A 24379-nucleotide genomic window follows, 5' to 3' on the forward strand; every position below is an offset into this window, starting at 1 on the left:
CGGCTTTTAATTGGCTAGATAGCGACCCGCCGGCTAATCTCTACCACCTGATCGCTGGGTAAATGATAGTAATCAGTCACATGAGTGCAATTTCTGACCATAAAAGCAAAGCTGCTTCGTTGCCATGCCGGTAATCCCCTGCCATCTTCACGGCCCACAATGGTTTCATGGCCTAAATAATAGGTCACATCATCCAGCTCAAACTGACAATCCATATCGGCAATACGTTGTAATAATGCCGGTATATGCGGCCGCTCCATAAAACCGTATTGTGCCGTTCCGCGCCAATAATCTGGCGCTTGCTCGGTCATCACCAGCCGCTCTGCCGCCTCCGCCCGTGGAACATTCAAAATAGTGATCGTCAGTGATAACACCTTCTGTTGTAGGGCGCGATTACGGGCCACATGCCAGCGCATGACTGGGGGAATCTCATTCTGAGTGCGGGTCAAAAACACCGCAGAACCCGATACTCGAGGGATATTTTTATCGCGGATTTTACTAAAGAATTCATCGCTTCCCACCACTTTCTCGCTGATAGCGAGTGAGGTTGCTTTAACCCCTCGGTGCCATACCAACATCACTGTACAGACCACGGTCGCCAGCAGCAGCGGGATATAACCGCCGTCCAACACTTTGATGAGATTAGCGATTAAAAAGCTGGTATCGATAATCAGAAATCCCCCCGCCACTAACATACTGGTTGGTAAATTCCAACGCCATATCTTGCGCATAGCGACAAATAACAAACCAGACGTCATCAACATCGTTAACGACACTGCAATACCGTAAGCTGCGGCCAGGTTTTCAGAGGATTTAAAGAATACAGCCAGAAATATAGTCACTATCATTAATAGCCAATTGATCGTGCCAATATAAATTTGCCCGTAGCTCTCAGCGGCTGTCTGCTTAATCCGCAAACGAGGTAGCCACCCTAATTGAATCGCTTGGCGAGTCATGGAAAACGCGCCGGTAATAATCGCCTGACTGGCAATAATGGTCGCGAGTGTCGCCAGAATCACCAACGGAAGTTGCATTATCGGCGGGCACAAGCGGAAGAAGATATTATGTGAAATATCAGCACCGGCTAAAATCAGCGCCGACTGACCGGCATAATTAAGTAACAGGCTGGGAAAAACCAAACCGAACCACGCCATCCAGATAGGTTTTTTACCAAAATGCCCCATGTCCGCATATAAGGCTTCCGCCCCCGTGACACACAGGAAAATACCGCCTAATACCAGAAAGCTGGCAAAGCCATGGGAAAACAAGAACTTGATGCCATAGTATGGATTAATAGCCAGCAACACTGCTGGGTGTTGAACTATCCCCCATATTCCCAGCCCCGCAATAGCGAAAAACCACAGTGCCATAATGGGGCCAAAAACTTTGCCTATTTTTGCGGTACCAAAAGGCTGAAGAGCAAATAACGCAACCAAAATAATAACTGTCCCAGGTAAAATATAGGGTTGAGCGTCTGGGAGAACAATTTTCAGACCTTCAAGGGCTGAGAGTACAGATATCGCTGGCGTAATGGCACCATCACCGTAAATTAATGCCGCTCCGAGTAAAGCAGAAAAAATAACCCACTTGTTCCCCTTCCCCTTACGTACCAACAGCGACATTAAGGCCATAATGCCCCCTTCACCATTGTTATCAATACGCATGGCGAAAACGGCATACTTTACCGAGGTAACCAGAATCAGTGTCCAGATAATCAGTGATAACAAACCCATTATCACTGCAGGTGTCGGGTTATTTCCTGACAGCAACAGGACGGTTTTCAGTGTATAGAGAGGGCTGGTACCGATATCGCCGAAAACCACGCCAAGCGCGCCGCCCGCGAGCATAATTCTACCGGGCGATTTTTGAGCAGCGACACCACCGGCAGCTAACGCCATTCTTTCCATTGCGACATCCCTTTACCTTTTCATCCGCCATGGCGCGATGATTTAGTTAAATTCCCCTATCAATAATATAGATATAAAGATGTCGCACCACACATTACCGCAACGCAATAACCGACCAAACAGATCCCTGAGAGCTATCATGATCAAATTGCTTTTATGATGTAAGAAGGCGGCAACGATGTTGACCTATCTCCCATCGCTGGCGACGCCCAGCCGATAACATAATCCCCCATATAAAAACGGGGTAATCATTTACCCCGTTTTTATATTGTTATCATCTCATGAAATCAAATCTTTGCTGTTGCGAGATACTTTTTCATCTCTTCGGCAGGTACCATCCCACCGCCGGTAGCCCAAACCAGATGGGTCGCATTCTGCATTTTCTCAGCACTAAAGTGGTTATTACTTAAATAGTCAGAACACTGATTTACCCGCGCCGCACCCGGCATTCCAGCCAGTGCCGAAGGCTCCAACTGAATACCTTCATCGCGATTTAGCAAGCCGAGCAGATCGTACATCTCAGCATCACTTAAGGTATAGAAACCGTCCAGTAAATGTTCCATAGCGCGGCCAACAAATCCTGATGCCCGCCCTACCGCCAAACCATCTGCGGCGGTGATGTTGTCGATACCAATATCCTGCACGGAGATACCATCATGCCGGCCAGTATAGACACCTAATAGCATGCACGGCGAATGACTCGGTTCGGCAAAAATGCAGTGCACATGGTCACCAAACGCTAGCTTCAGGCCGAAAGCAACCCCGCCAGGGCCACCACCAACCCCACAAGGCAGATAAACGAACAGCGGATGGTTTTCATCAACCACAATCTGCTGCTCGGCAAACTGTTTTTTCAGCCGGCTGCCTGCCACCGAGTAGCCCAAAAAGAGTGTTGGCGAGTTCTCATCGTCGATAAAGAAGCAATTCGGATCAGATTCTGCCTCTTTGCGCCCTTGTGCCACCGCCACGCCGTAGTCCTGTGCATACTCAACTACATTTACACCGTGTTCCCGCAGTTTGCGTTTTTTCCATTCACGCGCATCGGCAGACATATGCACACTGACACTGAACCCCAGCTTGGCACTCATGATGCCAATCGACATCCCCAGATTACCGGTAGACCCCACCGCAATACTGTACTGGCTGAAAAATTGGCGGAAATCATCTGAGAACAGTTTGCTGTAATCATCGGTTTCGGCCAATAACCCAGCCTGTAGCGCCAACTTTTCAGCATGGGTTAACACTTCATAAATGCCGCCACGCGCTTTAATCGAACCAGAAATCGGCAGGTGGCTATCTTTTTTTAATAGCAGTCGACCGCTAATTTCAACGCCGTATCGCTGTTGCAACGTCTCTTTCATGGTGGGAATCGCCACGATATCAGATTCAATAATACCGTGGGTTTTTTGTGTTTCAGGGAATGCCTGACACAGATAGGGCGCAAAGCGTTGCAACCGTGCCTCGGCATCCGCCACATCCCACGGCGTTAATCCAACATATGGCAATCCCTCTGCCAATGTGGTCGATAACGGGTTAAACCAAGTGACCTCCTCTAAATTGATAAGCTTTTTGACCAAAGGAAAGTCGGTAATTAATTTATCAATTTCAGTGTGTTTCATAGCATGTCTCTTTTCGGTCATATAATGTAAGAAAGTAGGAAGGTCGTACCTAATGCGATCACCGAGGCGATGAACGTCGCGGTGGTGTAATATTTAAATGTCTCATTAAGGGTGGCACCGCAGTATTGCTTTACCAACCAGAATAGCGAGTCAGTGACGATGGTGAAACCAATGGCACCGGAGCCAATCGCTAAGGTGATAATTTCTGGGCTGACATTGGGATACATTGGTAATATCGGTGCCACTATCGCCGTCGCCCCCATCATTGCTACCGTAGCCGAGCCAACCGCCGCATGCAGAATCAAGGCCACCAACCAGGCCAGTAGAATCGGGTGCATATCCAGATTGGATAAAATCACTGCCAGCGTATCTGCTAAACCACTGGCTTTTAATATGCCGTTAAATGCCCCACCGGCACCGATAATCAACAGGATATTAGCAATCGAGGAGAAACCATCTTCGGTTTTAGCCAGCAGCGTACTCATACCTATATTTTGGCGAATGCCCAGCATGTAGTAGGCCGCAAATGCGGCAATAAACATGGCGGTAATGGGGTTACCGATAAACGATAATACTGAATATAGCGGAGTGCCTTTTTCCATATTCAGTTCTGCGGCGGTTTTCGCCAACATCAGAATAATGGGCAGTAACACGGTAAATAGAGTTGCACCCAGAGATGGCAATTCATCTTCATTGCGCACTTTAATTTCAGAGAACGCTTGCGGTACCGCTTTAAAGGGCAGTCGATTACCCACTAGCCGCAAGAATAACGGCCCACCAATTAATGATGCTGACAGCCCAACCACCAGCCCGTAGACAATCACAGTGCCAATGTCAGCCCCTAACGCATTGGTGACATACATGGCTGCCGGATGCGGTGGCACCACACAGTGAACGGCCATTAGCGCCGTACACAACGGGATTGCCAGTTTTAATAGCGAAGTATTGGTCTTTCTTGCGATGGAAAAAGCCAGTGGAATCAATAACACCACACCCACTTCAACAAATAGCGTAATGCCACAGATCAACCCAACTAACACCATCGTGACATCAGGTGATAGCCAGCGGCAACGTTGTAAGGTGATACCGATGCGCTCTGCCGCACCCGATATCTCCATCATTTTGCCTAAAATAGTGCCCAGCCCGATCACTGCGGCTAAAAAGCCCAGCGTCCCGCCAATCCCACTTTCAATGGAATTAACCATCTCAATGGGATTCATGCCCATTAATAGCCCGACATAAAAACTGGCTAATAATAGCGCCAGAAAAGGATGTATTTTCAGTTTTACAATGGTGAAGATGATAATAATGATACTTGATAATAACGTACCCACTACCCATATTTGTGAGTCCATAGCCAACCTCATCTAATAATAAGTTCTATCACTATTGAATAAGAATTAGCCGGGGCTGACAAATGATGAAAATCCAGCTTAAGATGAGCTAGATTGACCCAAATAGGTAATATCAGTCAAAGTTTTATGATTTATTCAGGTTTGCATCACATTAGATAACCCTAAATATCTGCTCCAGCAATAAATACGATATGCTATTGAGTCAAAAATGATTGTCTGAGCCGCCGCCATGTACCCGGAAAAAAGCTATATCACCCGTAATAAGCTGCTTAATGGTTATCAGCTATCCAAACTCTATACCTTTGAAATTGCCGCGCGGCACAGCTCATTTGCGCTGGCGGCTGATGAGTTATCCATCAGCCCCAGTGCCGTTAGCCACAGGATCAATAGTTTGGAAGAGGAGTTAGGGTTCAAACTGTTCCAGCGTTTTCATCGTAAAGTGGAACTCACCAGCGAGGGGGAACGCGTCTTTTGGGTACTTAAATCGTCGCTGGAGTACCTGAATCAGGAAATTTTGGAGATAAAAAATCAGGAGTTGTCCGGTACATTAACCGTCTATTCCCGGCCATCCATCGCCCAATGTTGGCTGGTACCAAAATTGGCGGACTTTGCCCATCGCTATCCGGCCATTAGCCTGAATATTCTGACCGGCAATGAGAATGTTAACTTTCAGGGCGGCGGCATTGATTTAGCGATTTATTTCGATGATAAAACGCCGGAGAAACTGTCATATCAACACTTGATGGATGAATCGATGGTCCCCGTGTGCAGCCCGGAATATGCGGAAAAACATCAGTTACACGGCAATCTGATCAATCTGCGGCAGTGCACCTTACTGCACGATCGGCAAGCCTGGAGCTATGATTCCGATCGCAGTGAGTGGAATAGCTGGAGTCAGCAAATCGGTTTTGATCTTGATCCCACCCAGCGCAGCATGGGGTTTGATCGCTCCGATTTGGCGATTATCGCAGCCATAAATCATGTTGGGGTGGCGATGGGCCGTAAAAAGCTGGTCAATAAACGGTTGGAAAACCAAGAGTTGATTATGCCGTTCCCCGACATGGAAGTCAGATGTGAACAACGCTATTACATTTCAACATTATCCGACCGGCAATGGCCGAAGATTAACGCCTTTATTCAGTGGCTTAAGAAGATGGCTGATGAGTCCTGAGGCGCAGGCGCTCCCTCGCAGAAGCGCCTGACGCGATTACGACATCTCGGCAGCTTTTTGCGCCAAATCACGGCTATAGTGGCGGCTGGCATCTACCAGCATATGGGTATAAGCGGTTTTTTCGCAATCAGTGGTCAAATCCTCAGTGTTCAGTGTTTCCAGAATCCGGCCATGTTGCATCACCGCAACCCGATGGCAAAGATGAGCAATGACCCCCAGATCATGAGTCACCATCAGATAGGTTAGTTTCTCCCGCTGTTGCAACTCAGCCAGCAGATTTAGGATCTCTGCCTGCACCGACACATCCAGAGCCGAGGTCGGTTCATCCAGCAGCAATACCCGCGGCTCAAGAATCAATGCCCGCGCAATGGCGACGCGCTGGCGCTGCCCACCCGAGAGCTGATGGGGATAGCGCTGGCGAAACTGCCGGTTGAGGCCCACTTTATCTAAAATAGTGTCGATCCGTTGGTCGCGATCACCAATGCCATGGATAATCAGTGGCTCAGACAAAATGTATTCGATGGTATGACGCGGGTGCAGCGAACCATAGGGATCCTGAAACACCATCTGAACATGGCGGCAGCGCTCACGCTCAATGCGGTGTGCCAAGGGGATCTGATTCAAGGTTAGCTGACCGCTCCAATGGTTAAACAGCCCCGCCAGGCATTTCAGCACTGTGGTTTTACCCGAACCGGACTCCCCAACCAAGCCAAAAATCTCACCGTTATTCACCGTCAGATTAACATCAAACAACACCTGATTCTGCTGGCTGCCTTCGCCAAAAATAAGGTTAAGGTTATTGATTTCAATCATCGCATTTGCAGACATAACAGGCTCCTTAACCATTCATCCAGGCCGGATCACGCACCATAACCGGCAAGCGATCACGGCGGTTACCGATATCCGGTAATGCATTTAGCAAACCACGGGTATAGGGGTGTTGCGCCTGATCAAGGTCACAGGCCGCGATCGACTCCACGACCCTACCGGCATACATCACCAGCACCCGATCGCAGAAACTGCGCACCAGATTGATATCATGACTAATAAAGATCAGCCCCAAGCCACGCTCTTGCACCAAATCATCCAGCATCGCCAATACCTGCAAACGCACCGAGACATCCAGTGCCGAGGTTGGCTCATCGGCGATCACCATTTCCGGCCCGGTTATCAGCATCATCGCTATCATGATGCGCTGCCCCTGCCCGCCGGATACCTCGTGTGGATAGAGGTGATACACCCTTTGTGGCTGACGGATACGCACCACATCAAACATCGCCAATACGCGCTCGCGCGCTTCCTGTCGCGAGACTTTATGGTGCGCCAGATAGGCCTCTGCCACCTGATCACCCACGCACACCACCGGATTGAGCGAGTATTTTGGATCCTGCATAATCATCGACATACGCTTACCGCGCACTTCACGCATATGGGCTTCACTGGCCTTCAGCAAATCCACTTCGGCAAAGCGTAACCTATTGGCGTGGATCTGTGCACTGGCCGGATGCAGCTTGAGCAGCGCCCGCCCAACCGTAGATTTACCCGAGCCGGACTCACCGACAATCGCCAGTTTCTCCTTACCAAGGGAAAACGAAACACCACGCACCGCGTCGGTCACCTGTTTGCCATTGACGAAGCTAACCCGCAGGTCATCCACTTCCAGCAAAGGCACTGATTTATTCTGTTCTGGGGTCAAGAATGTCACGTAGGCCATCTCCTAGGAAGTTGAATGCCAGGCTGTTCAGCAGAATCGCCAGACCAGGAATTGTCACCAGCCACCAGCACTCCATCATGTAACGGCGGCCGCTGGAGATCATCGCTCCCCACTCAGGGTCCGGTGGCTGAGCCCCCAAACCAAGGAAGCCCAGACCAGCAGCAGTCAGAATGATACCGGCCATATTCATGGTGATACGGATGATTACCGACGGCAGGCACAGCGGCACAATGTGACGCAGCAAGATCCGCAGTGGCGACGCGCCCTGCAATTTCACCGCAGAAACAAAGTCCGCATTACGCAAAGAGAGGGTTTCCGCCCTTGCCAGACGGGCAATCGGCGGCCATGCCGTCAGGGTAATAGCAATAACCACATGCTCCAGACCGGGGCCTAATGCCGCGACAAAAGCCAGCGCCAACACCAGGCTCGGGAATGAGATAAAAATATCGGTAATACGCATCAGGATACTGTCGACTTTACCGCCGAAGTAACCCGCTACCACCCCCAATAACAGGCCGATTGGTCCCACAGTCACTGACACCAGCGCCACGATATACAGCGTGGTACGGGCACCATAAATCAACCGGCTGTACTGATCACGGCCAAACTCATCGGTACCAAACCAATGTTGGCTACCGGGTGCCTGTAGTGAGTTATTGAGATCTTGCGCCAATGGATCATGGGTCGCCAGCCACGGAGCCAAGAATGCCACCACTAACAGCAAACCGATGATAGCGACACCAATAGCCGTCAGCGGGTTACCCATTAACAAACGGAAGAAATTAACTACCCGCCGTAGCCCGCGCTTCCATCCCTGAGGTTTCATCTCAGGGCGCGCTACGACATTATCGGGTTCGGAGGAAAGCATCATTGATTCGTCCTCGGGTCGAAGATCTGATACAGCATGTCAGACAGTAAATTCAGTGAAACAAAGATCAGCCCCACCAGTAATACACAGCCCATCACCGCATTCATGTCACCCAATAACAGACTGCCCGTCAGATAAGAGCCAAAACCGGGCCATGAAAAGACGGTTTCGATCAAAACTGCGCCTTCCAGTAATGAGCCGTAGGCCAGTGCCACCACGGTCAGCAATTGCACCAGAATATTGCGGAATGCATGGCCCCACAGCACCTGAAACTCTGACAATCCTTTCACTTTGGCGGTAATGATGTATTCCTGTGACAACTGCGCCAGCATAAAACTGCGGGTCATACGGCTGATATAGGCCAGCGAGTGGAAACCGAGAATGGTAGCGGGCAGCACCAGATGGTTTACCGCGCTGCGAAACACCTCCCACTCCCCTGCCAGCGCCGAATCAATCAACAATAAGCCAGTGCGGCGATCAACTAAACCGTCGTAGGCCATATCTACCCGACCTGCCCCCCCCACCCAGTTTAGCCAGGCGTAGAACACCAACAGGCCCATCATGCCCACCCAGAAAATCGGAGTTGAGTAACCCGCCAGACTAATAAACCGCACCACATAGTCGGCAAACTTGCCGCGACGTGCTGCCGCCATGACCCCCAACGGGATACCGAGACCAGCCCCGACCAGAATCGCCATGGTTGCCAGCTCAATGGTGGCTGGGAAGACCCGGATAATGTCATCCACTACCGGACGGCCGGTGAGTAAGGCATTGCCCAAATCACCGTGGATCAGTGAGTTAAAATAGATAAAGAACTGTGACCATAGCGGTTTATCCAGCCCCAATTGCAGGTAGACCTGCTGATAGGTACTTTGATCCGCATCCTGACCCACAATCGCCAGTACCGGATCAATCGGCATCACCCGACCAATAATAAAAGTAAGAATCAATAAACCGAATAAGGTTACGGCCACCTGCAAAAAGCGCTTCGATAAACGCCGCACGATCCCGTGCGGAGCCATCCAATCTGAAACATTCATGCTATCTCCCCCAACATGCAGCGGTTTAACGCTGCTTATACACCTGTAACAGGCGGGTTGTGGTCGACGGATGTGGTACATAATCCATCACGTCTTTACGCACGACGACCGAATCAACCATTTGGGAAATCGGCAAAATGGCTGGGAATAGCGCGTCATAACGCTGCTGAACTTCAATGTACATCTGCTTCTGTTTAGCCGGATCTTTCTCGATTAACGCGTTGTCGATCAGCGAGTTGAGTTGTTGATCATAGAATGAAGTGCGCCAACCCTGGAAGTTGGTCAGTTTGGCGGCATCGCTGTTATCGGGGTTATAAGCAATGGAACGCAGACTGGAGTGCGGGTGCGGATCGACACCACCACCACCACGACCCACCAGCATATCGAACTGACGATCACGCATTGCGCCATACACCTGATTACCGGTGCCCGTCAGAATTTTGGCCTGAATCCCTGCCTGTGCCAGTGTCGATTGAACCGAGGTGGCGACATTAATAAACGGCGGATCAGACAATACCCGCAGGGTGGTGGTGAAACCGTCGGGATAGCCGGCTTCCGCTAACAATGCTTTAGCTTTAGCCACATCCAACTTGTAGCCGGGATCCGGTAGCGTGACATCCATACCCTTCTGGATTGGCCGCTGATGGAAGATGCCATAACCTGGCATAATCGTTTTATTAATACCATCATAATCAACAAGATAGCGCACAGCTTCTCGTACTTTAGGGTTAGCAAAATGCGGCTCTTTCAGGCTCATCGCGACATAATAAATAGTGCCACGCTGGACCTCATCAACCTGGATTTGCGGGTTACTTTTCAGCGCGTTGATATCCGGTACCGACATCCCGCTGGCGATATCGATATCGCCTTTTTCAATCATTAAGCGCAGCGCCTGCGACTCAGTCATGTGGCGGAATATCACCCGCTTCATTTTGGCGTCACCTTGCCAGTAATTATCTACCCGGCTGATACGTAACACATCTTTTGCCTGCCAAACATCCAGTTTGAATGGGCCAGAACCCGCTTCATTGGTGGTTAGCCAGCCATTACCCCAGTCACCGTTTTTCTCATGCTGCATGACGGTGGCGCGATCAAGAATCGACCCACTACCTAAGGTACCTAATGAATAAATTACCAGCTTGGGATCGGTGGGTTTCGGTAACTCAATTTCTACCGTCAGTGGATCTTTGGCGCGGATCAATTGCTCCACGTTATCGGCGGTAAAACCGTAGGATTTCCAGGTGGTGGCCTGTGCCAGATTCAGATGCATCAAGCGGTTCATCGACCAGGCAAAATCTGCCGCCGTCACGGGATTGCCGGAGTGAAACTTCATACCCTCACGCAACGTAAAGGTGATCAACTTGCCGTCGTCACTGATTTTCCACTCGGTGGCAGCACCGGGCAGCACCTTACTGGGAGTGTGTGGATCCAGTTCCACCAAAGAGTCGTACAGGTTAACAATGATAGCGACAGCATCATTGCCGGTCATGGCTGCCGGATCGAGCGACAGCAGGTTATTCATATTCATGCCAACAATCAGTTGGTCATCAGGTGTTTTAGCGACACTGACGCCGGTCGACGTCAGGGTGAACAGTAGGGTAAAGAGGAGTGTTCTTACTATTATTATCGCGTTCATGGACCATCTCCGGTAAGAAAAGGCTAGATCTGAATGCTTGTTTTTATAGGTCGATACAATAGAGTTATCCCCAAAATGATTGGAGTCGCAGGTAGGCAGTTCGCACCGCCGCGGCTTCAAGCACTAAGGGTATTGGCGGCGATATAATCGAAATTAATATCTTCGCCCAAGCCTGCTCTCGTTGGCAGAGAGACATAGCCATCACTGTCCATCGGGTCAATGATGCTGTTGAGATAAGCGGCAGGCTCGTCATAATCCAGGAATGGATGCAACAACCCACGCTCATACCAACGGCAGTTACGGATTGCACCGACTACCGCCAGATTCGGCGCACCATTGCCGTGGATTTCACAATCCATGCCGAACGATTCCGCCAGATGAGCCACTTTCAGACAAGGTGTGATACCACCCACGCCTTGGACGCCAGCGCGTAAAATATCGCAGGCACCGGCCTTCACCCAATCAGCGCGGCTAAAGTATTTACCGGCCAGACTTTCAGGTCCGATAATGTCAATTTGTAGGTTTTCCCGCAGCCAGCAGTAAGAGGCCATGCTCTGCTCTTCCATCGGCTCTTCGAACCAACTGAAATTAAGTTTTTGCAGTTCGCGACCAATATAGAGGGCGTCACTGCGGCTGTACCAATGGTAGCCATCCAGCATCAGAGCAATATCTGGGCCGACGGCTTCACGCACCGCCGCACAAGCACGAACATCCATCTGCGGACTTGGCGCAAAAGAGACTGGCGGCATCCAGGTATGCAGCTTAATACCCTTATAGCCACGGGCGACCAGTTGCTCGGCAAAGCGCGCATACTCATCCGGGGTCGACAATCCATCAGCTAACTCATCACCACACATGGTGCTACCGTAAGCCAATACTTTGTCGCGATATCCGCCCAGTAATTTATAGACTGGCTGGCCCAGTTTGCGCCCCAACAAATCCCAAATAGCTTGCTCGGCAATGGCCAGCGCCCGGTCGGTTAACTGATTGGCACTGCCGCGCTGCCAATGCACCAGATCATTCCATAACCGTTCGCGGTCAAACGGGTTTTGCCCAATCAGAACTTTTTTAAAGAAGCTATTGACGATGTGCGGGCGAATCACTTCCGGTGGTGCAAATGCATAACCGCAATCACCTTCGTCAGTGGTCAGCGTCAGCATGGCCATTTTGGCTAAGGACTCTGCGCCTGGATGCGAGTGCCCTGCGGTATCAGAAACACGCCGAGTCGGATAAGAAAAAACGGTTACATCTACTGATATTATTTTCACCTGATTACCTGCCTTTATAATTCATTGAGTCTCTGGTCAGTTAACGCAGCAAACCCCTATTTTTTATGATGATTTAGCTCACTTAAAATAATAAAACATCGGATCTATTTAAATGGAATGTCATTTCACCTTATCAGTATTGAAGATAACCTTGCATTAGTCATTAGGAGATTGGCTGCAAAATTGGCAATAAAGGCGTGTTTTTTTAGGCAACTGCACAAATTATTGTGAGCAGCATCACGATGACGGGTCGGAAAAGGCCGATAGGGGGATATATTCCGCGTCAATAACGAGTATTACCCCCGCAATACCCGTTGGTATGTTGAGGGGCTATTATCCATTTTGTAACGGATATCTTCGCCATGAATAGCCAATAACCCAAACTAAATTGAATTCGCCGATAGTGATAAGAATAATCTTGTAAGTTACTGGTAAAAAATGAGTTTATGATAAAAGGTATTGCTTAAAAATAAGGCCTCAGGCTATGCTCATCCCACTTATAACAAAATGTAACAGAGCGTTATACCCAAAGAAGTTGTAGTTGCAGGTGAGCGGTAGGTGAAGGGAGAATCGGTTATGAACTGATTTGAACAGCATGTATGCCATGCCCGTAGGGTGAATCTCAAAAAGGCTCATTAATCCAGTTCAACTTACGTCAGTAAGCCATTCGGGTGAGTGAACGTCGCTAATACACCTATAACTACAAGTAAAGGGGTATACAGGGGAAGTTAGCATGGATCGTCGTACACTGTTAAAATCATCCGGTCTATTACTGGGCGGATTAACACTGGGTAACTTTATTTCAACGGCTCAGGCCAAAAGTTCTAAGATAAACGCACAACCGCGGATCCCTACTGAACAGCAGCCACTGCTGTTGAATTTTAATGAAAACTCGTTAGGAATGTCACCAAAAGCGCATCAGGCTATTATCGCCGCGTTGCCGACTGCATTTCGCTACCCCGATGCTGCCCGCGAACAATTGATTGCTAATATCGCCACAGAATACCAACTCAAAACCGAGAATATCTCGCTGGGGAATGGCTCATCAGAGACGATTCAGGCCGTCATTCAAGCGGTTATCCGCCAAGCTGAACTTGCGAATACACCAATCCAGCTCGTGGTGCCGGACCCTACATTTAACTACGCCGAACTCTATGCCAAGCCTTTTGGCATTCCCATTGAGAAAGTCGTTCTGACCAAAGAAATGGCATTTGACCTGCCTGTAATGCAGCAGAAAGTCGCCAGCTTCAAAGGGCGTTCAATCGTCTATCTGTGTAATCCGAATAACCCTACCGCGACCATTACCCCGGCAAACCTTATTGAAGCCTGGATTAAAAATGCCTCACCGGAAACCTTGTTTATCATCGACGAGGCTTATGCCGAGTTTGTCAGCGATCCTGCATTTCGCAGTGCTATCGGGCTGGTTCAAGCCGGCCACAAAAATCTGTTGGTCACCCGGACATTCTCCAAAATTTACGCGCTAGCGGGCCTTCGGGTAGGTTATGGTATCGCGCATCCAGAACTGATAGCCGCGGTGGAAAACTTTGTTTCGCTGGATAACACCAATACCGCCGGCGCAGCGGCGGCTTTAGCCTCGTTGCAAGACAAAGCCTTTGTACAATACAGCCGCCAGTCAGCCGATCAGGCGCGTCGAATTGTTACTCAGACCCTGGACGAACTGAAATTATCCTATGTTCCGTCGCAGGCAAACTTTGTTTTTCATCAGGTGAACGGGGATGTGAAAACCTATCAAAACCGCATGAAACAATATCACGTGTTTGTCGGGCGTGAATTTCCCCCCGCTGTGGGTTGGAACCGCCTCACGTTAGGGACGCCGGAAGAGATGATGGCCTTTGTCTCGGTGCTAAAAATGTTCCGCACCCAGGGTTGGGTGTAACCGCCGTTATCCTGTGTCGACCTACGATATAAAGGGGGGCTGGCCCCCCGATTACCCAACAAACACGTTGATAACAACACCGCGAAAAGTGGGATTTTGCCCGCCATCCATACGAAATTCAAGATGGGGTCAGGCCAAGTGTATTTGAACAGGCTACCTGAATTAGGCGGTCAATCCGCCGTCCAATACCAGTGTTTGCCCGGTCATATAGCGGCTGTCATTGCCTATCATAAAAGCACTGACACGGGCGACTTCTTGCGCATCACCTAAACGCCGTAGTGGTATCTGTTTACGTAAGCCTTTTAAGGCATCGGCAGGCATCGCGCGCGTCATATCGCTGTCGATTATCCCCGGCAGCAGGCAATTAACCCGAATACCAAAACGCCCCATCTCCAGCGCCAATGAGCGACTAAGGCCAATCATTGCGGCTTTACTGGCACCATATGCGCTCTGCCCGACATTGCCTTTGATAGCGGTTACCGACGACATCAGCAAAACTGCGCCCTCGCCCTGCATGATCATCGGCGGCAATAGGTGCTTATTCCAATAGAAGATAGCGTTCAAATTGGTGTTCATCACATTGCGCCAGTTATCGCCATTTTGCTGAATATGCAGGCCATCACCAGTAATACCCGCATTATGGATTACCGCGCCGGGCGCACCATACTTAGCCAGCAGTTGTGGCGCGAGGTGGTCGACATCCGCTTCATCGCTACCATCACAACGATAGTGGGTTACCCAGCCAGGCAGGCCGGCACAGCTTTCTATCACATCGTGACTCTGTTGCTCACCGCTGCGCCAGGTAAAGACCACATTCCACTCTTTGGCCAGTTCTTCGACCAAAGCACGGCCAATACCACGACTACCACCGGTAATTAATACCCATTGCCTACTCATAATATTATTTCTTCTGTTCTGCCAACTTCTGGCAAAGCTCGCCTAAAGTCATATCTGGATTTTCCATAAACATTTCCGCATTCAGCGTCGCCCCGAATTCGCGCTTTGCCAGCACCATCAGCTCGACATAATCAAGGCTGTCGAGTTTTAGCTGATGCAGCGGCATATCCGGCGACAATGCCGACATTTCCAGATCTTTGGCGTCAGATAACATTTCACAAACGGTGTCATAGACGTGTTGATACTTTTCCATGGTCTTATCCTTATTTAGTGCGCGGCTAATGGCCACGTTTTTAATGTTACAGCGGTGGTAATTAATGCCCCAGCATCTAAGCGGGCCTGAATAGCGGCGCGCAATACCCAACCATCATCGGCATTACCGACGATAAGTGTTGGCTCGATGCTGTAGCGCAATGCGCCACGGACAAATAAATTTGGGTTATTGACGCCCATAAATTCAGCACTGAAATGCACGTCATGGTGAGTCTGGATGACTGGCACATGCTTAAAGACATCAATCAAGGTGTCAGCCTGAATGCCCGGTAACACCTGTTTTGCGGTGGCCAGTGTTTGTGGGGCGGCGACTAATAACTTAAACAGCAACGCATCGAAAAAACCCCAACATTCAGCAGGTTGCGTGGCATCTCCTGGATACTGTTGGCTTAACTGATGAAGGTTATCCGCCGAGAGGACCGACCAATGCTCGCTTTTTGACAATACCAACGCCGGTGCGCTGCGCAATTTGCTGTTAAAACAGTTTTCGCCGCTGCCAATATCCACCAGATTGCCACTGGCCTGGCTAGCCCCTTGCTCGAGTTGCAGGTAGTAGGGGGTATTGCACAGAACCGGCTGACGTAAACGGGTGTTAAAACGCAGAAAATCCGTTGCAGGCAAGCAGGGTAATAACCCAGCACTGAGCTGATATTTGATATCTAACATCGCACGCATACCATGTACGGTAAGTGCCTGTTGGCCGAACCGTTGTGCATGTTGCAGATCAAAATGGATCGGATTGTAATCGCCGGAAAACGCAGCCCAACGCTGTGCATCACTGAGGGTGTAGTTGAATATCATGCTCAATCCAGCCCGATAACCAAGGCGGCATTGGCGCCACCAAAACCGAAACTCAGGTTTAGGGTATTGCGCAGTGCTTTAGGTCGATGCCCCTCGCTGATGTAATCAAGGTCGCACTGTGGATCAGCATTTTTCAAATTACAGGTGGCGGGCATTATCTGATGCTCAAGCGCTTGCAGACAGATAATGGATTCAAAACTGCCCGCCGCCGCAATCAGATGGCCGGAATAAGATTTGGTACTGGACAGTGGCGTGGTATAAGCCGCTTCGCCAAAGGCCTGTTTAATGGCCTGAGTCTCATTGAGATCGTTAAGCTGGGTCGAGGTGCCGTGCAAGTTCACATAATCAATCTCATCAGCACTCAAACCGGCCTGTTGCAAGGCGTGACGGATAGTCTTCACCCGCGCCACCCGATCTTCCGCCGGTGCGGTGAAATCAAATGCATCAGAGTAGTTACCGTAACCTTTGATCTCACCGAGGATGGTCGCACCGCGTGCAATCGCACCTTCTCGTTCTTCCAAGCACAGTACCGCCGCACCTTCAGACAGCACAAAGCCGTTGCGATCCAAACTAAACGGGCAACTGGCTTTGGTGATATCGTCTTGCTCGCGCGCCAGTGCACCCAGAATATCGATATTCCATACTGCGGCATCGCTGCGCAATGATTCACCCGCCCCTGCCAGCATCATTGACGCCCGACCACTACGGATAATTTCAAATGCATCACCGATGGCAATGGTCCCGGTAGCGCAGGCAGCAATCGGGGAGTTCTGATAGCCGCGTAACCCCCAGTACAGGCTGCACGCCGCAGTGCCCGCATTAGGCATTGAGAGGAAGCAGCCAAAAGGCGTACCCAGCCCGGTTGCCAGATAACCTTCATAGTTATCATGTGTTTCATCCTGCCCCGCCCAACCGCTACCAATGATGGTTCCGCAGTCCAACAAGTCATAATAAGCCTCAGGAGATTGCTCGGCGAAGGCCATCCCCATCGCCTCTTTCGCTGCCGCCAGTACCAAACGGGCATAACGCGGTAGGCGGCGGCGGATAGCCGCAGGCACTGATTTCAGATTCGGCTCAGCCTCAAGCAAACCAAAAAAGCGCGACTTGATACCCTGCTCAGATTTATCGTAATAACGATAACCCAATTGATAGTCCATAATCGCCGCCCAGCTCTGCTGTGCCGTCATGCCCATCGGGGTCACGCTGCCATAGCCGGTTACCACCACGCGGCGCTGTTTATTTGTATTTGTCATGATTTAATTCCTTTACTTTCCCTGCTGTTATCAACACCCCCCCCTAGCGCCAACCACAGTTTCATGGTGGCATTTAGGTAGTTATATTGAAGTTCGAGCAAATTGGTTTCACTGGTCAGCAGGGCATCCTGCGCATCCAGTAAGGTCTGAAATGAGACGGCACCTGCTTGATATTGGCTGTTAGTCAGGATTAGCCGACGTTGGCTGAGTTGCAGGTTTTGCCACTGATTCTGTTTTTGTTGCTGATAGCTCAGCCGTGCCGTCATCGCGTCATCGACATCTTTCAAGGCGCTATAAACCTTGCTGCGAAAATCAACAGCCGCCAATTTCACTTCCAGCTTTGACTGCTCGATGGTGAGCTGCACAGTGTTCCACTGGAGGAAAGGCAGCGCGCTGTTGACACTGAGTGTCCGGCTCGGGTTGCTAAACCATTGTGAAAACACCGCGCTACCGGCATCTAAACTCGCTCCTAGCGAAAGGGTCGGGTAGAAATTCAGCTTGGCAACATCAGATCCGGCCAAGGCTGCACGCAAGCGCCATTCGGCAGCCTGCACATCAGGCCGTTGAGCAATCACCTGTAACGGTAAACTTTCCGCTATCGCAACTTGCTGTTGTAAATCCAATGACTTGCGTTCGGCCTGACGATAATCAGGCGCGCGGTTAAACAGCAGTGCCATGGCATTACGTGCAGCTTCCCGCAGTTGTTCGAGATTTTGATACTGATTTTGTCTATCCAGCAGGGCTTGTTGTGCCTGCAATAGTTCAATTTCACTGGCATCCCCCGCCGCCAGACGCGAGCGCACAATGTTGAGCGTATCTTGCGAAATAGCTAACGCCGCCTGTTGGTAGCCCAACTGCTGGTTAAATTTAGCAATCTGCCAATAGAGATCCGCAGTGGTCCCAATCAGTGACAGTGCAGTTTCTTGTCGATCTTGTTCGGTCGCATTGACCAGCCAGGCGGATTGCTCACGGGCGCGGGCCAGTTTGCCCCACAAATCCAGCTCGTAACTCAGACCAAGCGAGGTGCTATAGCTTTCTCGCGGCTGGGTATTTTCATTCAGGGAACGGGTATTACTGCCCGCACCGGTCATGGTGATATCCGGTGTCAAATTGGTATTGGTCAGCCCTGCCGTCAGGCGCGCCTGCTGTAACTTCAGGCCAGCAGCAGCTAAGTCATTATTACTGACCAACATCCGACTGATGCTGTCAGACAGTTGTGGATCATCGAAATTTTCCCACCAGTGCACACTGTGATGCAGGTAACCCCCGCCAGTATCTTTAACCCGCCACTCCTCGGGAACCGACAGCATGGGGCGCTGATAATCGCTTTTCAGTGATGAACCGCAGCCGGTTAACAGCAGCATGATAAGTCCTACATTAATCAGTCTGCTCATTCTCGTGCCAGTGCCTCGGTTGGGTGCAAACGGGCGGCATTGCGCGCCGGGAAAAAACCAAACCCTAGCCCGATAAGCGCAGAGAAACTGCACGCCAGCACTAACGGCGGCCAGGTAAAAATCATAGTAAATTCTTGGGTAACCCACGAGAAAATCACCCCCGCCAGCGCCGAACCGATAATCCCAATCAAGCCGCCGAGAGTACAGATAACCACCGCTTCAATCAGAAACTGGATCATGATGTCGCTGGGGCGAGCACCAACTGACAAGCGAATACCAATTTCATGGGTCCGTTCAGTCACTGACACCAGCATAATATTCATCACCCCAACCCCACCCACCAGCAACGAAATCGCGGCAATGGAAGTGATTAACAATGTCATCGAATCAGAGGTTTTCTGAATCGCTTTGCTCATCTGGTCATTGCTTAGAATGAAAAAGTCCCGCTGGCCGTGGGCCATATCCAGCAGCGTTTCAACCTCGCGCTGCACCTCATTCAGGTTGTAACCCTCACGTACCCGCACGGTGATTGATTCGAGTGGAATATCACCTGAAATGCGCTCGGTGAGTGAGGTATAAGGCATCCAAGCGGCCAATAACCCGCCAAATGACGAACCATTACGCTTGGCGACCCCGATCACCCGCAGAGGAATACCATCGAGTTGAACAATTTCGCCAATCGGATTTTCCCCAACAGCAAACAGGGTGTCACTGAGTTCAGGTTGCAAGATAACCACCGGCTCACGCGCATTGACGTGGTGCTGGGTAAAACCATCGCCCACAGTAAAACTCAGCCCTTTTACTTGAAAGAAACCGTTACTGACCCCAGAGAGCGAAATCATCACTTGTTTGTCGCCACGCACCGCGGCAACCATCTTGCTCACCACCGGTGACACGCTATCGACATAGGGTTGTTGGCTAAGTAATGCCACATCTGCCTGCGTGAGTGCGCGCTCAAAATCAGGGCGCGGTTTATCCCAGCCCAATCCGGGACGAATATCCAGATTACTGGTACCCAGTTGACTGATTTCACTTAGAATTTCTTGACGCGCACCTTCGCCCACCGCCATGGAAGAGACCACCGATGAGATGCCGATAATGATGCCCAACATCGATAAGAAAGCACGGATACGATGCCCGAGCAGTGAGCGCCAGGCCATTTTGATAGCTTCCCTGACACTCAACCACCAGTGTGGCCGACCCGTTGCCAGTGTGGCGGGTAACGCGGCGTGAACAGCCTCCGTCTCAGACGCCTCATTATGGCGATCAGCAATGATTTCACCGTCGCTTATCTCAATAATGCGCTGGGCCTGATTAGCGATATTACGATCATGGGTCACGATAATAATGGTGTGGCCGGACTGATGCAGGCCATGCAATATTCCCATCAACTCTTGCCCACTGGCTCTGTCGAGCGCACCGGTCGGCTCATCGGCCAAAATAATACCGGCACCATTCATCAGAGCGCGGGCAATACTGACACGCTGCTGTTGCCCGCCCGAAAGCTGTGCTGGTTTGTGTAACAGGTGCTGACCAAGGCCTAAGCGGCGCAATAAATAGGCCGCACGCTCCTGACGCTCAGCAGATGGCATAGCAGTGTAAAGTGCCGGAATGACCACATTCTCCGTTGCCGTCAGATATGGCATCAGGTGGTAGCGCTGAAAAATAAAACCGATGTACTGGCTTCTTAATTGCGCCAGTTGCTCACTGCTGGCCTGCCGGGTAGAGATGTTATGAATCGACATCTCCCCCTGAGTTGGCTTATCAAGGCAACCAATGATATTCATTAGCGTCGATTTACCTGACCCGGAAGCACCGATGATCGCCACCATTTCGCCGCTACCAATAGACAGCGAGATATCTTTAAGGACCGCGACCGATTGGCTACCCGACGCAAAATGGCGATAAATGCCATTAAGTTCGATCAACGGACATGGTGAATCAATGGTATTAGCGCGCATTAGTGACTCCCGAAGGTGCACCCATTAGCACCACCTGATCACCTGGCTGTAAGCCTTCTTTTACTTCGGCATATTGATCATTACGCAGACCGAGCAATACCTCACGAACCACCGTTTGTTTGCCTTGGATGACCTGAACCTGATAGCGTTTATCTGACTGTTGACTCCCCAGCGCTGATAGCGGTACTCGCAACACATTTTTCGCCTGCGCGGTGATAATGAATACCTGCGCCGTCATTGATGTGCGCAATAGTCGCTCACGGTTGGCAATGCTGAATATGCCGTTGTAATAGACGGCAGAAGGTTGCTGACTGTTAGATGTGACGGAACTCTCTTCGCGCAAGCTTTCTGCCGACGCTTCCTGAATAGCATCCATCCGGCTCTCATAGCGGCGCTCGGGGTCAGCGACCACATAGAACCATAGTGGCTGCCCAACGCTGACTTTGAGAATATCGGTTTCTGAAATACGGGTGTGAACCGTCATGGTATCGACATTCGCCAGCACCAAAATTGTCGGCACGGTTTGCGAGGAAACAATGGTTTGTCCCTCTTTGGTGACAATCCCCAGTACTTCGCCGTCAATCGGCGCCATGATGCGGGTAAAACCCAGATTGGCTTTGGCGGTTTCCAGTGACATTTGGCTTTGCACAATTTGCGCTTCGTTAACGTGCAATTGTGCTAACTGGCTGTCGTATTGCGCCTGTGCTTTTTCTAGCGCACTTTTCACACCAGAACCTTCCGTTGCCAAAGTCTGTTGACGGCGAAATTCAAGTAGATATTGGCGTAACAACGCTTGGCTTGCCTGCTTTTGTGCCTGCGCGCTCTGTAATTCAGCTTCCGATTTCCGTAACTCGTTTTGCTGCAAGGTCGGGTCTATTTCAGCTAACAATTGGCCACGAGTGACGCGATCGCCCTGTTTAACATAGAGTTTGGTTAGCTGCCCGTTGACCTGCGCGCCGACATTCACCTGCAATGAGGGTTTTAAGCTGCCGGTTGCCATGACGTTTCGTTCGATATCACCGCGACCAATAGTTTCGCTTAATTGCGGTACGTCCTGCTCGCTATTAGATAACCACAGCACTACCCCACCGCCGATAACTAACAGCAGTGTAATAAGCAGGATCAGGAGTAACCGTGGTCTGTTGTTCACTATGTTTATACGCATAATTAACCTGCAACCGGTGTCAGGCGGCTTAATGCCGCAGATTGCGCAAAACGCGCCAACTGACCGTCATTTAAGCGGAAAACACTGTCAAACATGGGTAAGACACTTTCACTGTGTGTCACGGTGATCAGTGTTTTCTGATATTCCCGGCAATGTGCCAATAAGGTCTGCATCACCTGATGGGCGGTATCTTCATCCAGATTGGCAGTAGGTTCATCTAACACCAATACCGGGCAATCGCTGTACATCGCTCTGGCCAGCAATAACCGCTGACGCTGGCCTAAAGAGAGTGCGGCATGGCTTTCACGTACCAAAGCGCTGAGGCCACCGGGCAACTTATCGATAACCGGGGTTAATTGCAGCCCTTGGAGTGAACGTTCAATACGTTGACGTTTTTCAGCATCGACATGCCCATCAAACAAAGTGATGTTTTGTAATACCGAGGCATTAAACAGGATATCTTCCTGGCTTTGCAGGAAGAACAAGGCATGGGCCTGCTGAAAATCTACCGGCTCCCCATCCACCAATACCTGCCCTTGCTGTGGTGGCATCAACCCCGCCATCACTTTCAACAAAGTACTTTTGCCCGCACCAGATTCCCCGATGATCGCCACACTTTGCCCACGCGTCAGTGACAGCGACAAATTGCGCAATACCGGCTGACTGGCGTCATAGGCAAAACGGATATTCTGATAGACCAATTGGCGGGTAAATGCCGGGATCGCCGGTGGGATCGTTGAATCGCTGCTTGAGGGTGTTGCCTCCCCAGCAGGGAACAGATCACGGGCACGGATATCAATGACATGCAGTTGGTTTTTCTGCAAAATCGCATAGAAGATCTTAGTGATATACGAGGTAAAGATCTCACGGACAAAGCTATAGGCAAAGAATTCCCCCAAACTCAGCGTCCCCTGCTTCAACAACGGCAACGCCAGCAGCATAAAGAACACCATTTCCAGGCTGCCGATCAGTTGATACAGACTATTTTTGACCTGATCGTAAATTTTTTTCTTCTGTAACGCACTGAATAATGAAAGTGCCAGACCGGCAAACACCCCTTGGCGTTGACTGGCCAAACCGGCTGATTTAATAGTGGAAAATCCCTGAATGGTTTCCAGAATAAAATCACTTTGCTCAGCACCTTTTACTTGTAACTGTTGGGTGTAATAACGGTCACGGTAGATGGCCCAAATACTGATAAGCCCCATCAGCATCACGCCGACGGCAGAAACCATCGCCAGCACCGGACTCATATAGCACATCACCGCCAGCGCAATAGCACCGATTATCCAGTCGGTACGCAGGCCGTTATCCAGTTCTATTTTTTGCGTAGCTGCCATTTGCCAGTTGGAGAAGCGGCTGAAAATATCACCCGGTGCGCGTTTATCAAAAAAGTTAAGTGAATGACTGAGCAAACGGGAGAAGCCGGCGACACTATTTAGCACCACAAAGTGTTTGATATAACGCTCGGTGATGTATCGCACGCAAAAAGCAAGTGACGTTGAGACCACAAAAGCCAATAGGAAATAGAAATAGGGGAAGTCTTTATCACCCGCAGAAGAAAATACGTCATTAATGGCGCTACTGACCATGGTCGGCATGATAAACAGCGTCAGCGAGATCAAAAATGCCAGCGTCATCAGCCAGTAGATGCCACGAACACTGGCGGTCTCTTTCAAGCTCATGCAGTCCAGTGCGCTCAATCGCGTACTGTGTTCAATTTTCTTCACCGCCTCTGGGTCTGCCGGTGTTTCTGGATCCAACACCAAGGCATAACCGCTAATTTCCGCTTTCAAAGCATCCATTGGCAACAATTGCTGACCGATTGCCGGATTCATCACACAGACATAGTTGCCTTTACGGTAAGCAAGTAACACGTAGTGGTTCGCGCCATAATGCAGAATGGCGGGCAGCGGTAAGGCAGACAGCTCCTGATGTTCAAACACCACCGGGTAAGCGGGTATCGCCAATTCAGATAAAATAGTACAAAGCGTAGCCAATGACGTGCCATGCGCCGAGGCAGGATAACGCTCCCGTAAGCTTTCCAACGGCGCGTTGATGCCTTGCGTCTGTGCCAGCATCGCAATACAGGCTAAACCGCATTCATTGGTTTCGCTTTGAAAAACCTGGGTCGGGATTATCTTTTCCATTTTCTACTAT

Annotated in this window: 19 protein-coding genes; 2 read left to right on the forward strand and 17 right to left on the reverse strand. The window is 50.3% G+C overall.

Features of this window, described 5'->3' with window-relative positions; genetic code table 11:
• Window positions 1–14: 14 nt before the first annotated feature.
• The 3 genes from V1953_RS16975 to dsdX all read right to left on the reverse strand — a co-directional run bounded on the left by V1953_RS16975 (window position 15) and on the right by dsdX (window position 4881).
• Window positions 15–1898 (reverse strand): potassium transporter Kup, encoded by a 1884-nt coding sequence (locus tag V1953_RS16975; protein ID WP_372569855.1) that lies wholly within the window; start codon window positions 1896–1898, stop codon window positions 15–17.
• 296 nt (window positions 1899–2194) lie between these two features.
• Window positions 2195–3526: a D-serine ammonia-lyase gene (locus tag V1953_RS16980; RefSeq protein WP_083160345.1), complete on the reverse strand. Its 1332-nt coding sequence runs from the start codon at window positions 3524–3526 to the stop codon at window positions 2195–2197.
• A 17-nt stretch (window positions 3527–3543) separates the two neighbouring features.
• Window positions 3544–4881 carry a D-serine transporter DsdX gene (gene dsdX / locus V1953_RS16985; protein ID WP_442851146.1) on the reverse strand — a complete coding sequence of 446 codons (1338 nt, stop codon included), beginning with the start codon at window positions 4879–4881 and terminating at the stop codon, window positions 3544–3546.
• 229 nt (window positions 4882–5110) lie between these two features.
• Here dsdX and dsdC point away from each other — a divergent pair, with 229 nt between their 5' ends.
• Window positions 5111–6052 carry a DNA-binding transcriptional regulator DsdC gene (gene dsdC / locus V1953_RS16990; protein ID WP_050089255.1) on the forward strand — a complete coding sequence of 314 codons (942 nt, stop codon included), beginning with the start codon at window positions 5111–5113 and terminating at the stop codon, window positions 6050–6052.
• Between the two features lie 36 nt (window positions 6053–6088).
• Here the strand turns inward: dsdC and V1953_RS16995 are convergent, their stop codons facing one another.
• From V1953_RS16995 to V1953_RS17020, 6 genes are all read right to left on the reverse strand, one after another.
• The gene (locus tag V1953_RS16995) at window positions 6089–6865 is read right to left on the reverse strand and encodes an ABC transporter ATP-binding protein (protein ID WP_083163844.1); all 777 of its coding nucleotides are present in this window, start codon (window positions 6863–6865) and stop codon (window positions 6089–6091) included.
• Window positions 6866–6890: 25 nt separating this feature from the next.
• Entirely contained in the window at window positions 6891–7766 is an 876-nt protein-coding gene (locus V1953_RS17000) for an ABC transporter ATP-binding protein (RefSeq protein ID WP_080608135.1), read from the reverse strand.
• Complete coding sequence (locus V1953_RS17005; protein ID WP_072088690.1) at window positions 7729–8592, reverse strand: ABC transporter permease; 864 nt, start codon at window positions 8590–8592, stop codon at window positions 7729–7731. Before V1953_RS17005 ends, V1953_RS17000 begins: the two co-directional genes overlap by 38 nt.
• 41 nt (window positions 8593–8633) lie before the next feature.
• Window positions 8634–9674, reverse strand: a complete 1041-nt coding sequence (locus V1953_RS17010; RefSeq protein ID WP_050132832.1) for an ABC transporter permease — start codon at window positions 9672–9674, stop codon at window positions 8634–8636.
• Window positions 9675–9699: 25 nt separating this feature from the next.
• The gene (locus V1953_RS17015; protein ID WP_442851147.1) at window positions 9700–11310 is read right to left on the reverse strand and encodes an ABC transporter substrate-binding protein; all 1611 of its coding nucleotides are present in this window, start codon (window positions 11308–11310) and stop codon (window positions 9700–9702) included.
• Window positions 11311–11426: 116 nt separating this feature from the next.
• A complete protein-coding gene (locus V1953_RS17020) occupies window positions 11427–12578 on the reverse strand; it encodes a mandelate racemase family protein (RefSeq protein ID WP_372558083.1) in 1152 nt (383 codons plus the stop codon).
• 733 nt (window positions 12579–13311) lie between these two features.
• Here V1953_RS17020 and V1953_RS17025 point away from each other — a divergent pair.
• Complete coding sequence (locus V1953_RS17025) at window positions 13312–14475, forward strand: pyridoxal phosphate-dependent aminotransferase (RefSeq protein ID WP_442851148.1); 1164 nt, start codon at window positions 13312–13314, stop codon at window positions 14473–14475.
• 162 nt (window positions 14476–14637) lie between these two features.
• Here the strand turns inward: V1953_RS17025 and V1953_RS17030 are convergent, their stop codons facing one another.
• From V1953_RS17030 to V1953_RS17065, 8 genes are read right to left on the reverse strand one after another with little or no spacing between them, the layout of a single operon-like run.
• Window positions 14638–15372, reverse strand: coding sequence for an SDR family NAD(P)-dependent oxidoreductase (locus V1953_RS17030; protein ID WP_442851149.1), 735 nt, complete (start codon window positions 15370–15372; stop codon window positions 14638–14640).
• A 4-nt stretch (window positions 15373–15376) separates the two neighbouring features.
• Window positions 15377–15625: an acyl carrier protein gene (locus tag V1953_RS17035; RefSeq protein WP_042568505.1), complete on the reverse strand. Its 249-nt coding sequence runs from the start codon at window positions 15623–15625 to the stop codon at window positions 15377–15379.
• Window positions 15626–15639: 14 nt separating this feature from the next.
• Window positions 15640–16446: a hypothetical protein gene (locus V1953_RS17040; RefSeq protein WP_442851150.1), complete on the reverse strand. Its 807-nt coding sequence runs from the start codon at window positions 16444–16446 to the stop codon at window positions 15640–15642.
• A 2-nt stretch (window positions 16447–16448) separates the two neighbouring features.
• A complete protein-coding gene (locus V1953_RS17045; RefSeq protein ID WP_442848935.1) occupies window positions 16449–17699 on the reverse strand; it encodes a beta-ketoacyl-[acyl-carrier-protein] synthase family protein in 1251 nt (416 codons plus the stop codon).
• A complete protein-coding gene (locus tag V1953_RS17050) occupies window positions 17696–19093 on the reverse strand; it encodes an efflux transporter outer membrane subunit (RefSeq protein ID WP_102970466.1) in 1398 nt (465 codons plus the stop codon). Before V1953_RS17050 ends, V1953_RS17045 begins: the two co-directional genes overlap by 4 nt.
• Complete coding sequence (locus V1953_RS17055) at window positions 19090–21054, reverse strand: ABC transporter permease (RefSeq protein WP_442851151.1); 1965 nt, start codon at window positions 21052–21054, stop codon at window positions 19090–19092. The genes V1953_RS17050 and V1953_RS17055 overlap by 4 nt, the downstream gene beginning before the upstream one ends.
• Window positions 21044–22219: an efflux RND transporter periplasmic adaptor subunit gene (locus V1953_RS17060; RefSeq protein ID WP_083160361.1), complete on the reverse strand. Its 1176-nt coding sequence runs from the start codon at window positions 22217–22219 to the stop codon at window positions 21044–21046. Before V1953_RS17060 ends, V1953_RS17055 begins: the two co-directional genes overlap by 11 nt.
• 2 nt (window positions 22220–22221) lie before the next feature.
• Window positions 22222–24369 carry a peptidase domain-containing ABC transporter gene (locus V1953_RS17065; protein ID WP_442851152.1) on the reverse strand — a complete coding sequence of 716 codons (2148 nt, stop codon included), beginning with the start codon at window positions 24367–24369 and terminating at the stop codon, window positions 22222–22224.
• Window positions 24370–24379: the final 10 nt, after the last annotated feature.

Origin of the sequence: Yersinia sp. 2541 StPb PI, from assembly GCF_052217145.1 — a bacterium.
GTDB classification, from domain to species: domain Bacteria; phylum Pseudomonadota; class Gammaproteobacteria; order Enterobacterales; family Enterobacteriaceae; genus Yersinia; species Yersinia enterocolitica_E.